Annotated in this window: 15 protein-coding genes; 3 read left to right on the forward strand and 12 right to left on the reverse strand. The window is 42.3% G+C overall.

From position 1 onward, the window contains the following. Nucleotides 1–15 precede the first annotated feature (15 nt). From HG263_RS04355 to HG263_RS04380, 6 genes are all read right to left on the reverse strand, one after another. Nucleotides 16–510, reverse strand: a complete 495-nt coding sequence (locus tag HG263_RS04355) for a CvpA family protein (protein WP_171624822.1) — start codon at nucleotides 508–510, stop codon at nucleotides 16–18. A gap of 61 nt (nucleotides 511–571) precedes the next feature. Then, the gene (locus HG263_RS04360) at nucleotides 572–1,231 is read right to left on the reverse strand and encodes an SPOR domain-containing protein (protein WP_171624823.1); all 660 of its coding nucleotides are present in this window, start codon (nucleotides 1,229–1,231) and stop codon (nucleotides 572–574) included. A gap of 12 nt (nucleotides 1,232–1,243) precedes the next feature. Then, complete coding sequence (folC, locus tag HG263_RS04365; protein ID WP_171624824.1) at nucleotides 1,244–2,506, reverse strand: bifunctional tetrahydrofolate synthase/dihydrofolate synthase; 1,263 nt, start codon at nucleotides 2,504–2,506, stop codon at nucleotides 1,244–1,246. A 24-nt stretch (nucleotides 2,507–2,530) separates the two neighbouring features. After that, nucleotides 2,531–3,406 carry an acetyl-CoA carboxylase, carboxyltransferase subunit beta gene (gene accD / locus HG263_RS04370; RefSeq protein ID WP_171624825.1) on the reverse strand — a complete coding sequence of 292 codons (876 nt, stop codon included), beginning with the start codon at nucleotides 3,404–3,406 and terminating at the stop codon, nucleotides 2,531–2,533. Between the two features lie 152 nt (nucleotides 3,407–3,558). Then, the gene (gene truA, locus HG263_RS04375) at nucleotides 3,559–4,344 is read right to left on the reverse strand and encodes a tRNA pseudouridine(38-40) synthase TruA (RefSeq protein WP_171624826.1); all 786 of its coding nucleotides are present in this window, start codon (nucleotides 4,342–4,344) and stop codon (nucleotides 3,559–3,561) included. 128 nt (nucleotides 4,345–4,472) lie between these two features. Further along, a complete protein-coding gene (locus HG263_RS04380) occupies nucleotides 4,473–7,454 on the reverse strand; it encodes an EAL domain-containing protein (RefSeq protein WP_171624827.1) in 2,982 nt (993 codons plus the stop codon). 343 nt (nucleotides 7,455–7,797) lie between these two features. Between HG263_RS04380 and HG263_RS04385 the strand changes: the two genes are divergently transcribed. Continuing rightward, nucleotides 7,798–8,952, forward strand: coding sequence for a chorismate mutase (locus HG263_RS04385; RefSeq protein ID WP_171624828.1), 1,155 nt, complete (start codon nucleotides 7,798–7,800; stop codon nucleotides 8,950–8,952). A gap of 126 nt (nucleotides 8,953–9,078) precedes the next feature. Here HG263_RS04385 and tyrA read toward each other — a convergent pair whose 3' ends face one another. The 6 genes from tyrA to HG263_RS04415 form a co-directional block, all read right to left on the reverse strand. Next, a complete protein-coding gene (gene tyrA / locus HG263_RS04390; RefSeq protein ID WP_171624829.1) occupies nucleotides 9,079–10,212 on the reverse strand; it encodes a bifunctional chorismate mutase/prephenate dehydrogenase in 1,134 nt (377 codons plus the stop codon). 173 nt (nucleotides 10,213–10,385) lie between these two features. Further along, nucleotides 10,386–10,745, reverse strand: a complete 360-nt coding sequence (gene rplS / locus HG263_RS04395; protein ID WP_058030692.1) for a 50S ribosomal protein L19 — start codon at nucleotides 10,743–10,745, stop codon at nucleotides 10,386–10,388. Between the two features lie 33 nt (nucleotides 10,746–10,778). After that, a complete protein-coding gene (trmD, locus tag HG263_RS04400) occupies nucleotides 10,779–11,546 on the reverse strand; it encodes a tRNA (guanosine(37)-N1)-methyltransferase TrmD (RefSeq protein WP_171624830.1) in 768 nt (255 codons plus the stop codon). Continuing rightward, nucleotides 11,546–12,079 carry a ribosome maturation factor RimM gene (gene rimM, locus HG263_RS04405; RefSeq protein ID WP_171624831.1) on the reverse strand — a complete coding sequence of 178 codons (534 nt, stop codon included), beginning with the start codon at nucleotides 12,077–12,079 and terminating at the stop codon, nucleotides 11,546–11,548. The genes trmD and rimM overlap by 1 nt, the downstream gene beginning before the upstream one ends. A gap of 17 nt (nucleotides 12,080–12,096) precedes the next feature. Continuing rightward, complete coding sequence (gene rpsP / locus HG263_RS04410; RefSeq protein WP_010382415.1) at nucleotides 12,097–12,345, reverse strand: 30S ribosomal protein S16; 249 nt, start codon at nucleotides 12,343–12,345, stop codon at nucleotides 12,097–12,099. 300 nt (nucleotides 12,346–12,645) lie between these two features. Beyond that, nucleotides 12,646–12,867, reverse strand: a complete 222-nt coding sequence (locus HG263_RS04415; protein ID WP_171624832.1) for a hypothetical protein — start codon at nucleotides 12,865–12,867, stop codon at nucleotides 12,646–12,648. A 79-nt stretch (nucleotides 12,868–12,946) separates the two neighbouring features. Here HG263_RS04415 and HG263_RS04420 point away from each other — a divergent pair, with 79 nt between their 5' ends. Together HG263_RS04420 and HG263_RS04425 are read left to right on the forward strand one after the other, a co-directional pair. Continuing rightward, nucleotides 12,947–13,240: an ATP-binding cassette domain-containing protein gene (locus HG263_RS04420; RefSeq protein ID WP_171624833.1), complete on the forward strand. Its 294-nt coding sequence runs from the start codon at nucleotides 12,947–12,949 to the stop codon at nucleotides 13,238–13,240. Next, nucleotides 13,233–13,982, forward strand: coding sequence for a HugZ family pyridoxamine 5'-phosphate oxidase (locus HG263_RS04425; RefSeq protein WP_171624834.1), 750 nt, complete (start codon nucleotides 13,233–13,235; stop codon nucleotides 13,980–13,982). Before HG263_RS04420 ends, HG263_RS04425 begins: the two co-directional genes overlap by 8 nt. Nucleotides 13,983–14,011 lie beyond the last annotated feature (29 nt).

Here is a 14,011-nt window from a genome sequence, read left to right on the forward strand (position 1 = left end):
AATTTTCCTCGCCGATTAACGGTTTACTGAATTTAAAAAGCTGGAGTTATGCTCTAGATAGGAAAAAAACCATTCTATTACAAAGCCAAATTCAGGGATCAAAGTTGATGCCGGCCACCATTGCGTACTTGGCGCATTGGTGAATGCATCTAGAAAAAACAATAAGGCGCTAACGACCAATACGCCTCGTAGAGCACCAAACACTAATCCGAAGACTCTGTCTGTGCCGGTTAAGCCTGTGCGTTGCACAATCTCACCTAAAATATAGTTAACAAATCCACCCAACAGTAATGTCGCAAAAAATAATATGGCAATTGCGGCAGCATTTCTTAAAAGGGGTTCTGAAATGGAGGTTAGGAAGGTTGCTAGATATTGGTAAAAAAAACTGGAGATGAAAAAGGCGCCAATCCAAACGGCTAATGACATAGCTTCTTTTACAAAGCCACGAATTAATCCAAATAAAGTCGATAATCCGACAATACCAAGAATGGTGTAATCAACCCAGATCATAAGAACCAACAAGTCGTTAATTTGGGGCGCATTCTATAAGAGCTGCCAGTCAATTACCAGATCATTTTGCAATTTCGAATTGTGTCAAACGCCCATTCAACTTGGTTAATTTCTTTAGCTCTGGTAACTTAGCTTCAAGTTTAGCGCTATTTAAATCGGGCCCAACGAACACTTTAGTTAAGGTTCCATTAGGGGTTTTAACCGGGCGTGTAAATGCTTTAAAGCCATTTTTCTTAAGCTTGGCAACCAACGCATCAACATTTGGTTTGTGAGAAAAGCTTCCTAATTGAATAACATACGCCATACTCGTTAAATTTGAAGTGGCTGCACGTTGTTTAGCCTCGCTTTTTGACTGAGCCTGCTGCTGAGTAACAACAGGAGCAGCCTGACTTGATTGCTCCTGTATATCAGCTGTCGCCTCTTTTGCCTGAGTAGCTTGAGGTTCATTAGCTAAGTTATCATCTGTACTCGCTGCTACAAACACGTGGTCATCCGGTGCAATATCTTCCACCGGCTCCCCTTGGACTTTTGGCGCTTGCGAGGCTCGTTCATCAATTACGGCTTGCAAATCAACTGTCGCGAATTCAGGACGTTCAGGGATTGCTTTGAACCCTTCTTTGTAATGTACTTTTTCACCATCAAGAATATTGGGGATAAAAATAATAGCAGCCACAACAACAATGCTGGTGCCTATTAAACGATTTACAAATCCTGAGTCCACGTTACTACTCTCTTATTTTTGCCAATATTGAATGGCATCAGCCACTGTAAAAAATGAACCAAATATCACCAACGCGGTATCATTCGGCTGCTTAGCAAGAATATCGTCAAGCGCCGTTTGAACGCTACTATGAATGGCGCATGGCGCTTTAGTTTGCAACCGTATCATCGTTTGCAAATTTTCAGCTTGCTCCGCCCTTGGACCTTGCAAAGAAGCACATGACCAAATATCAACCACATCAGACACTTCTTTGATTACACTCGCTTTATCTTTATCTGCAAGCATAGCGATTAAAGCATGAATTTTAAACCCCTGCGTTCGTAACTGGGCAATTTTTTGCCTCAAATAGCGCGCAGATTCAGGGTTATGCGCCACATCAGTATAGACTCTGGGCGATTCGCTTAACTGCTGAAAGCGTCCTTCAACTGTTAGGTCTGATAGGCATTGACTGATCACATCTTGCGTCGGTAACAAATTCAATTTAGCAAGTAAGGTCAATGCAGTTGAGACATTTTGCATGGGGATAGCTGGTGTGGCAAACTCGTAATCATAATCTAAGTATTGCCATTTAAAGCCATTATCTGAAAGCATATGGCTAAAATCTTTATTCGCCAAAACTAAGTCTGCGTCAATCTCCGTACCGTAATCTGTTACAGTATGAGGGATATTTAGATCTCCAACCACCGCTGGCGTATTAGCTCTAAAAATCCCCGCTTTGTCATAACCGACAAGTTCTCTGGTGTCACCTAAATACTCTTTATGATCTAAATCTATGGTCGTGATCACGCTCGCATATGGCGTAACAATATTGGTGGCATCAAAGCGTCCACCTAAACCAACTTCTAAGAGCACATAATCTACAGCATAACGTTTGAAAATAGCTAAAGCGCCCAAAGTCCCGTACTCAAAGTAGGTTAGTTGTGTCGCTCCTCGGCCTTGCTCAAGCATATGAAACGCATCTATATGGTCTTGATCATCAAGCTCTTGACCATCTATACGTACTCGCTCGTTGTAGCGAATTAAATGAGGTGAGGCATACGTGCCAACGCTATAGCCCTGAGCTAGCAGCAAAGATTCAAGACAACGTGCTGTTGTGCCCTTGCCATTTGTGCCGCCAATAAGAATGATTTTACTAGACGTATCGAGTAACTGGGTTTGCTCTGCAACGCGCTTTACGCGTTCAAGCCCCATTTCGATAGTTGAAGGATGAACACCTTCTAAATAACAAAGCCAATCATCAAGGGTTGATGATTGGCATGGAGTCTGAACTGTCATAAAAAATAGCTATACTAAAAAAATTTACGCTACTCTATGCTCTTGTTCAGTAGAAGGCAAGTCCATAAACTTAGCCAAAATACGCGCGAGTGTGTCACGCATTTCACGGCGGTCTACAATCATATCAATCGCACCGTGCTCTAATAAGAACTCACTGCGTTGGAAGCCTTCAGGAAGCGTCTCGCGTACAGTTTGCTCTATAACACGAGGACCTGCAAAACCGATCAGTGCTTTTGGTTCAGCCACATTAATATCACCTAACATCGCCAGTGAGGCTGATACGCCACCCATCGTTGGATCAGTTAATACCGAGATAAACGGTAAACCACGCTCAGACATTTTTGCAAGCGCTGCACTGGTTTTTGCCATTTGCATTAAAGACATTAAAGCTTCTTGCATACGAGCGCCACCAGATGAAGAGAAACATACCAATGGCATATCATGCTTCAAACATTCATCAACCGCATCGACAAATCGAGCCCCCACAACAGAGGCCATTGAACCGCCCATGAATGCAAATTCAAATGCAACTGCAGCAACTGGCATACCTTTTAGGCGACCCTTCATTGCTACTAGTGCGTCTTTTTCACCGCTGACTTTTTGTGCTGCACTGATACGATCTGAGTATTTTTTCGAGTCTTTAAACTTTAATATGTCTTTAGGCTCGTGATGTGCGCCCAGCTCTTGGCGTTCGGCATCATCTAAAAATAGCTCAAGTCGTTTTCTGGCGCTCAAACGCATGTGATGGTCACACTTTGGACACACATTTAAAGATTTTTCTAACTCTGCTTTGTATAAAATAGAGTCACAATCTGAACATTTCGCCCAAACGCCTTCTGGGATCTCTTTTTTACCCGACGACTTAGTCGTCTTTGGTAATATTTTTTCTAACCAACTCATTTGGCAACTCTCTTATTGCTAATCCTGTGTTGTAATGTCTGTATCTGCACAGACGAATTTCTATAATTAAAACATGAATTAGGTGTCAGAGATATAAAAAACTGGTCTTAGTAGTCTATTATTTTTGCTGCCTTATGACTCAAATAGCGTCATTATTCTGGTAAGAACAATGGTCCAAGTGGTGTTGATGGGATCTGCCACTTTTGTGGATAGTCAACATCTACTAAATATAAACCGTTTGGTTTTGCCGTGGCACTTGCTTGAGTACGGTCTTTAATATTGAGTAAGTGCTGCATCCATTCTGGTGACTCTTTACCAATACCAATATCAATTAAACAGCCAGTAATATTTCTAACCATATGATGTAAAAATGCATTGGCTTTGATATCTATCACAATATAATTTCCGACCCGTTTCACATCTAGGTGATGAATATTGCGAAAAGGTGTATTTGACTGACAATGTACAGCTCTAAAGGAAGTAAAGTCTTGCTCACCTATCATCGCAGGACATGCTGCCTGCATAAGCTTTTCGTCTAGCTGATGATGATAATGCGTGACACCACTTCGTAAAATACCAGGTCGATACGGGTGATTATAGATCACATAACGATATCGCCTTGCTGTGGCACTAAAGCGGGCATGAAACTCATCGTCAACCTGTTGTGCGTAACGAATTGCAATATCATCAGGTAATTGAGAGTTTAAGCCAAGTGTAAAGGCACTCATGTCTCGCTGTGCGTCAGTATCAAAATGTACCACCTGCCCTGTTGCGTGAACCCCCGCATCAGTGCGCCCTGCACATACTACCTCTACAGGATGATTGCAGATCCTAGACAGCGCTGTTTCTAATTCTTGTTGAATACTATTTACATGCGATTGTCTTTGCCAACCACAATAATTTGCACCGTTGTACTCGATACCTAATGCTACACGCATAGCTACTACTTACCTCTTTTCTCAATAGCGGTGCATTTTATGCGATCACACTGTCGAATAAAAGCGCTGAACAGCTAACACCCTCGTTATTCACTATTTCTGTGAATAGTAGCCATCTGTACTGAGTATTAAATGCGCTGTTTTAGCGCATCACAAAATGCTTCAACATCGGACTGAGCAATAGGCGGGCTATAAAAATATCCCTGCACTACATAGCAGTTATTCTTTTGTAGGAAGTCGACTTGCTCTCGCGTTTCAACACCTTCTGCTACCACCTGTAACTGTAGCTTTTGCGCCATGGCGATAATCGCCGCGGTGATCTCCATGTCATTTTGATCTTCAGGAATATCTTTAACAAATGAGCGGTCAACCTTGAGCATGTCTACAGGGAAGCGCTTGAGGTAACTTAAAGAGGAATAGCCGGTACCAAAGTCATCAATAGATAACGCTACACCAAGCTTTTTGATTTCATGCAATTGTGTGATTGCTGCTTCAACATCCCCCATCAACATACTTTCCGTTAGCTCAAGATGAAGTAAATGTGATGGCATTTTTGTTCGCTTTAGAACATCAGCAAGTGTACTGATCAAGCGATCATCTTTAAACTGTCGTGCTGATAGGTTAATTGACATACTCCCTGCTTTACCAACGCCCTGCAATTGCATAGAAAAAGTACACGCTTCTTCTAACACCCATTCTCCCAACTCAACAATAAGCCCCGTAGCTTCAGCAATATGGATAAATTTATCAGGAGGAATAAAGCCTTGTTCTGGATGATACCATCTTATCAATGCTTCGTAGCCAATCACTTCGAGCGATTCACTATTTACTTGCGGTTGATAATGCAGCTTAAATTGCTGCTCTTTAATAGCAATACGCAGCTCGTTTTCTATATATAAACGCTCATTTGCTGCTGCATCTAACTCTTGAGAATAAAAATGGAACGTATTGCGCCCTTTTGCCTTTGCTTCATACATTGCCAAGTCGGCATGTTTAAGCAGTTGCTCTTCTTCTTGGCTATCAAAAGGGGCCATGGTAATGCCAATACTTGCGCTAACAATCACTTCATTATTACCGAGTTTGATTGGTTTATTGATTGTACGCTGAATGGTATGGGCAACCTCCATTGCATTGTCGCGACTATCAATACCACTTAACAATACCGCAAATTCATCGCCCCCTAAACGCGCTATGGTGTCTTCTGCACGTAAACGGGTTTTGAGCCGGTCTGCCACCTCAACTAATAGTCTGTCACCAGCATCATGACCCAAAGTGTCATTGATTCGCTTAAACTCATCGAGGTCAAAATAAAACAATGCAAAGGCGTAGTGACCTCGCCCTGCCAAAGCCATAGACTTTCTTAGCTGCATTCTAAAAAAAGTACGATTGGCAAGACCCGTCAAGGTATCGAAATAGGCCAGTTCTTCCATTTTCCGCTGGCTTTCTTTAACAAAGGAGATATCTTGTGCAGAGGCCACATAGCTTGAAATAGTGCCATCTGCTTCACGTATTGGCGAAATACTCAAACTCACCCAAATTAGCGCAGTACCAGAGCCAGCCAGTATTGTATCGCCACGCCAATAGTTTCTACTCCTTAAATCGATATCAATATCATCAATTAAAATTGCCATATCTGTTGATATAATATCTAGTAAGGGTCTGCCGATAAAGTGCGCTTCATCAAACCCCGTCATTTCGATCATTTTGGGGTTTACATAATCAATTTCAAAGTTGCCATTGGTGATTGCAACCGCCGTACCCGAAAATGACACTGCTTTGGATAAACGATTTGCTTGTTTTTCGGCCTTTTCTTTTTCAGCGATACGTTGATTGAGTCCACTGACCAATGCTTTTATCTCACTGCTCATTTTATTGACCGTATCATTAAGCAAGCCAATTTCATCATTACTAACAGGTAAATTAGGCGTTTTCCATTGCCCCTTGCCAAATCCACTCACAGCACTTACAAGCGCGTTAATTCGACTTAACACTAACTGATATAAAACTTGATGAAGTAATAATGCAACAAATGCGGCATATAAAATGAATAGCCCAAAAAATTTTACTTTTAATGCCTCAATCGACGATAAGCTAGAATCTCTTTTTTTATAAACCCCAAGATACCAGCCTAGCTTTTTTAAGGTGGTAACATTAATAATGTGAGCTTGACCACTGCGCTCAAACTCACCTTGAAACTCCGTTAAATTAGCATCTAATACCGGCTCAAATACTTTACTTAATTCAGGAAAAACATCTGCTACAGACTGATTGATATTATCGCTTTGCATTGTTACTTTGCCTGTAGTAGGCGCCGCAATAATGTCTCCTTCTGAATTAAATATAACGTAGCCTTGATGCTCATCGGATAGCAGCAGCTGTGACAGCATCTGTTTCACTTCAATATCTGACCCCGTAAAACCCACATATTCATCTTTGTAATAAAGTGGTACTAAGATACTGATCACCCATTTGTTCCAAATAGGATCAAAATGCACATCTGACCAGAGTGCTTCTCTTGTAGGATTTAATTCCTCTCGCAACATGGGTAGAAAATGTGAGTTAAATAACGCTTGTCTAGCATCATTGTTAATCAATACATTAGGAGGTGCTACGCGTGTAAAGCCGTCTTGCGTGTTAATGTAGAAGTTAAAGAAGTCTTGCAACAACGAAGGAGCGATGACATTCCATAGCATTTCAGATTGTCGAAAAATTTTCTGATGTTTATCACTTAGCTCAGTCGACGAAAGCTCTGCGGCGGACAACCCATTGCTGGCGGTACTTTCAAAGACTCCATCACGATAGAGGATATCAACGGGTTGATCCCCAGCAATATTCTTTGCTTGGTACCACAACTCTTTTGCAACAATTGCGTTGGCTTGTTCTGCTAAGTTCGACTTGTGCTCTAGGAATTGATTAAACTGCTTAACCGTTTGATTGCTATACCTTTTTAGTTGAGCATATTCTTCATGGATCAACTGTCTTTCTTCAGATTTAAGCATTAATGCAGCAGCGAAAATACCGGCGATCAAACACACCGCTGAAATTAGCACTGATAACTTAACACTGAGCGAGTGTATGCCAAAACGTGAAGGGGGTCGGCGATTGACCACAGCTAAACCCTTATAATTAGTTGTTATTTTTACACCTTAGTCGAGCAAATATAACAGATACTCAAGGCATACGCCAAGCTTGACGTTTTACTGCTTTGTTAAAACAACGTAACTCTTAAACTTTTACAAAACTAAAGCTTGTCGAACAGATTTAAAATGTGCTAATAATGTATCCAGAATTTTATTTTATCATTTTATTTATGAATTTAATTGTTGCTCGCACTTACGTATTTTTCTTTTTTAGCTTCTTTGATTGAGGGGGCTTGTTTGTTTGCGTGCAACACCAACAAATTATAAGCCTCCCAACTGGGAGGTTTTTTTTTGCCAATGGGAATGAGGACCTATGACTGAAGATACTTTAAACGCTCTAAGGAGCGACATAAACGAGATTGACTCTGAGCTATTAATATTACTCGCAAAACGTCGACGTATAAGTTATAGCGTTTTAGAATATAAAATTGCCAATAAAAAGCCAATTCGAGACGAGCGTCGCGAGCAAGCTTTACTTGAAAAGCTGATCAGTTATGGCAAATCATTGGGGTTAGATGCGTACTACATCAACAATGTATTTCAGACCATTTTGGAAGACTCTGTGCTTAATCAACAAGCACTGCTACAAAAAAGCCTCAACCCCGATGCGGTTGGCGACACTCACCGTGTAGCGTATCTAGGTGGCCCAGGCTCGTATAGCCAGTTAGCCTGTCACAAGTATTTTAGCCGCAGACCCGGTAAACTCGTTGAAAACGGTTGTCAAAGTTTTGAACAAATCACCGAACAAGTTGAAAAAGGCCAGGCTGATTATGGCTTATTACCAATTGAAAATACCAGCTCAGGCAGTATCAATGAAGTATTTGATCTGTTGCAACATGCACAGGTTTCAATCGTTGGAGAAGTAACGCATACCGTTGAGCACTGTTTATTAGCAACACCTGATACGCAACTCAAAGATGTGCAAAAAATATTTGCTCACCCACAACCTTTTGCCCAGTGCAGTAAGTTTGTACAGGGCTTAGGGGATGTACTACACGAAACCTGTGACTCTACATCAAGTGCCTTGCAAAGTGCTCTAAATACACCTCATAGTGCCGCAATTGGTTCTGCTCAAGCGGGTAAAGATGTTGGTTTAGAGGTGATCAAAACAGGACTTGCTAATCAGGCTGAAAACCATAGTCGCTTTATTGTTGTCGCTCGTAAAGCGCTGCATGTTTCAACCCAGATCCCGACAAAAACCAGCCTTATTATGGCAACCAAGCAACAAGTTGGTTCGTTAGCGGATGCGCTGATGGTGTTTAAGCAGCATAACATCAATATGGTTAAACTTGAGTCGCGCCCAGTACCAGGCAACCCATGGGAAGAAGTCTTCTATGTTGACTTGGTCGCCAATACGGCTGAATCGCATGTACAAAAAGCATTAGAAGAGCTAAAAGATCACACTCAGTATGTACGTATTTTAGGATGCTATCAGAGTGAGTCGATGCAGGCTGTTGAGGTAGTGTAACACCCCCATCAACGCTACTTAACATCGCTCTTCACTTATAGAAGTGACGAGCGATGTTAACGTGTAAATCCCCTTCCTGAGACAAGTTCAGGGCGATGGTATGCTAGCTGGAAAACTTCGCCTTCATTAATCGAGCACTTTGGCATCATTGGCTTTGTTCAACAAGCCGCGACTTTGGGTTAAAAATTGTGCTGCACTATCTGAAAAATACTGTTTAGCTTGAGTAAATGCATCTATTAGCGCTTCTTTATCGCCCTTTCTCAGCTTCTCTAAGGTACTGGCAAATGTGTCTTGATAGCTTGCCAACAACCCTTCCACATCATCAAATTGTGCCAACATGATATCTGAGTATAGCTCGGGTGATTGCGCAAACAGGCGACCAACCATCATTAATTCCAACTGATAAATGGGTGAAGAACAACTTCTGAGCTCCTCCAGTGTATGACACTGTTTTGATAAAAACTGCCCATATACAAACGTCGTTAAATGGCGCATCACCTGAATAATCTGCATCGCTTGATCATGCTTTTTAGCGTCAACCTCAACAAGCTGACTCCCCCAAATGTTGAGCTGTTGTAATAACCCTTCACACTCTTGGTCCATGCGGCCATGGCAAACCACAATCGTTTGCTTTACCCAATGAGAAATATCAGGACCAAACATGGGGTGCAAGCCAACCACTGGGCCACTATGTTTTTCTAACAACACTTTAAGGGGCTTTTGTTTTACCGAAGTAATATCAGCTAAAACACACGTTTTTGGTAATTCGGGCAAATTACTTACAACGGTTTCAATGGCATTGATTGGTACGCTGATCAGCACTAATTTTGCGTCAGAGAGTAACGATTGGGCTTGCGATTGCTGCGCCTTATCCAAAATGCGCACTTCATACCCTGAACGCTCAAATTGTTTTGCAAAAAGCTGGCCCATCGCCCCTTCACCACCAACAATCACCACAGGGGATAATGATGGTGCAGCACACGCCAGTTTGCCTTGTTGATTCTCATAGGCTTCTCGCATCATACGCCTAAGAATATCTTCTACTAAATCTGGATTAACGCTTAAGTTTTGCGCTTGTTCACGTCTTGAAGCAATCAGTTGTGCTTCACGCTCAGGTGCATGCAATGGCGCACCTGTTTGTTGTTTAATAATACCCACTTGTTCGGTTAACGCGCTACGCTTAGCCAACAAGTTAACTAACTCGGTATCGCACGCATCGATGCCTTGTCTTAGTTCGTTTAGATTCATTATGCTCGCCATGAAGTGTAAAGCAAAAATTACAGCAGTAAAAAATATGATACAGCTAGTCTATCAAGATAGCTAAAATGAAGAAAGCGAAAAGCGGTTATATGTTAGATGAAATTTTTTAGGTTACAAACCAAAACAGGCCACTCAATGAGTGGCCTGTTTTTTTAGCGTGGTAAAAGCGCGTATTAGTTAAGTTTCTCTTTAATACGTGCTGATTTACCTGAACGCTCACGCAAGTAGTAAAGCTTAGCGCGACGAACCGCACCACGACGCTTAACTGTAATGCTGTCAACAAGTGGGCTGTGCGTTTGGAATACACGCTCAACACCTTCACCGCTCGAAATTTTACGAACTGTGAAAGCTGAGTGTAGACCACGGTTACGCTTAGCGATTACAACACCTTCAAAGGCCTGTAGACGCTCTTTGTTACCCTCTTTTACGCGTACCTGTACAACAACTGTATCACCAGCGCCGAACGCAGGTACGTCTTGCTTAAGCTGTTCAGCTTCAAGCTCTTTAATAATATTTTGGTTTACTTTTGCCATTTTATTTCTCACATTCCTAGGTGTAACTGTCTTCTAGCCACAAGCTTTTTGGTACTCGTGCTGAAATTCAGCGAGTAGTGTCGCTTGCTCCTCAGTCAGAGCTAGGTTACGCAACAAGTCTGGACGTCGTAACCAAGTTCGACCTAATGACTGCTTAGTGCGCCATTTGGCTATCTCTTGGTGGTTACCGCTGAGTAATACAGCAGGTACCTTTTTGCCATCCAATGTTTCTGGCCGAGTATAGTGAGGACAATCTAACAAGCCATCCGAAAATGAGTCTTGCTCCGCAGATTGGTTATGACCTAACACCCCTGGCACTAATCGCGCTACTGCGTCAATTAATGTCATGGCCGGAAGTTCACCACCACTGAGGATAAAATCACCAATGGACCATTCTTCGTCTACGTGAGACTCGATGATCCGCTCATCTATACCTTCATAGCGACCAGCTACTAAAATCAATTTTTCCGACTTGGCCAATTCGGCCGCGCCTTGTTGATCTAGTTTTCGCCCTTGAGGAGACATATAAATTACTTTAGCGCCTTCGCCTGCTGCCTCTTTAGCTGCAAGTATTGCCTGCTGTAATGGTTGCACCATCATCAACATGCCAGGACCACCACCGTAAGGTCTGTCATCCACTGTTCTATGCTTATCAGTGGCATAGTCTCGTGGATTCCAGCAGTTAAAATCGATTAAACCGTTTTTAACCGCACGGCCTGTAACGCCTTGTTGGGTTATTGCATCAAACATTTCAGGAAAGAGTGAAATCACCCCAACCCACAATGGTTTTTGCTGGCTCATTAAAAGCTCGGATCCCAATCAACAATAATTTGTTTTTCTTCGTGTTTAACTTCTTTAATAACCGAATCAGTTAAAAAAGGAATTAAACGCTCAGATTGACCAAATGCATCTTTTTTGTTTGCTTTCACAACCAAAACGTCATTTGACCCTGTCTCCATCAAGTCATCAACTTGTCCTAAGTCATAACCTTTATCGGTTACAACAGACATGCCGATGAGATCTCGCCAATAGAACTCCCCTTCAGGAAGCTCTGGCAGTTGCGCAGAATCTACAGAAATTTCCGCATTGGTAAATGCCATTGCTTGGTCTCTGTCGTTTACTTGCGCGAACTTGGCGATAAAGCCCTTGTTGTGGCGACGCCAGTCGCTTACTTCAAGGGTTTGCCATTTACCTTGTTGCCCTATCAACCATGGGCTGAAATCGAAGATCCCTTGGGGATCATCAGTAAATGAATGCACCTTAAGCCAGCCCTTAATACCATAAGGGGCACCAAGCTTACCTACTACAATAATCGTGGTGTTTTCTTGACTCATGGTTACACTTACGCCTATTAAGCCGCTTTACGAGCGTCTTTAACTAACTTAGCTACACGATCAGAAAGACCTGCACCTTGACCTACCCAGTGATCAACACGGGCAAGGTCTAGACGAAGTTTTTCTTCTTGACCAGCAGCAATAGGGTTAAAGAAACCTACTTTCTCGATGAAACGACCGTCACGCGAGAAACGGCTATCCGCAACCACAATTTGATAGAAAGGACGCTTCTTAGCGCCACCACGTTGCAAACGAATAGTTACCATACCGTCCTCTAAATAGATTGACTGTTTTCATTAATAAGATTTACTTCCCACTATTGGGAAGCTGGGGAATTGTACGAGTTTTTTTCAACAATGCAAGTAAGAATTGAGTTTTCTGCCATTGCCAGCGCTATTAGACCCATATTAGTCTGTGCGTACACTAAACGAGCACAAAAATCACGGTAGGAGCGCCTCATTGTCACACAGACGCTCCCAAACAAGTTTAAAATATATATTTCAGTTTTGCAGCAATATGCCTACCAGGCTGCGTATATTGGCTTAGGTTAGTGTCATTATCTTGCCCTACGACATCTGTAGATCTAGCAATGCATCAATCAGAGTCATATTAGTTTGCGCAAAAATGCCCAGCATATCGGTATCAGCGCCAGAAAATGCCTTTTGCTGCTGGTTAGCAAAGCGCGTTTGCCCTGTAGCGTCTAATCGAGTTTTAAAGCGAGGACGCGTGGTGTCGTAGCGTTCAAAATCAAGCCCATACACTAGCTGCTTTGCAAAGCCGCCAGTCATAAGTTGTTTGTCTCAATCGTTTTGCACCCCAAATTTGCTGCTCAACGCGCACTAAACTGATGTTATTAGATGAACCCACATGGCACTCGATATGCACTATCAGCATTTAACGCTATCCAGAGCCAAGCAGTTTGCTATGCAAGGTAATACTGTTGTTGCAGTATTACATGACTTAAACTTAACCTCTTTGTATGCTGATCGTGTACTGCTATTAAACCAAGGAAGTCTGAGTCATGATGGCAAACCACAAAAGGTTTTACAACACTCGGTTTTACGACCTATTTATAGGACGGACATGCAAATTACAATACACCCTAATTATCAAATACCCATGATATTTTCTGAACCACAGCAAGGAGTAACTCATGCGTGAACAAGCGGCCTTTGAAGCCCGAACTTTAGTCAGACAATCTAATGTTTGCGTTATTTCAACCATTTCAAAAAATCTGGCTGGTTACCCATTTGGTTCTGTTTCACCTTTTATGAGCGACAATGAAGGCCGACTAGTATTTTACATTGCAGGTATTGCACAACACTCACGTAACCTATCTGAAAACAGTAAAATGTGCGCTACCGTATTTGATGCCGCCGAACAAGGCGACCAAAATGCCCATGCACGGGTAACTCTGGTAGGCGACGCAGCTCCCGTGCCAAGTGCAGAGCAAGATGCACTTTTGGCCCGCTATGAACGCCAATACCCTGAGGCCATTAGCTACCGCCAAGCCCATGATTTCAAGTTGTGGCGTATGGAAATTAAACGCGTACGCTATATTGGTGGCTTTGGACATATTTTTTGGATTGAAAAAGACGAATGGCGACAAGCGCAGCCACAATGGGATTTAAACGACGAAGCCAATATGGTTAACCATATGAATGACGACCACAGCGATGCTAACCGTCTGATCTTAAAGCTCACCCACGGCATTGATACTAGTAACGTTACTATGACTACTATCGTCAGCGACGGCTGCTACTTGCGCGCTAACGAGAAAAACTATTATGTGCAATTTGAAAAGTTGTGTTTGGATAGCACCTGTGTACGTAAAGAACTGGTGAGACTAACAAAAGCTGCGAGAGAATTGTTAATTGACAATAAAGCGTCAAAAAACGTTTAATTACAAGAACATCCGTAATCTTTCGAATA

The organism is Pseudoalteromonas caenipelagi (assembly GCF_013140855.1).
Taxonomy (GTDB): Bacteria; Pseudomonadota; Gammaproteobacteria; order Enterobacterales; family Alteromonadaceae; genus Pseudoalteromonas; species Pseudoalteromonas caenipelagi.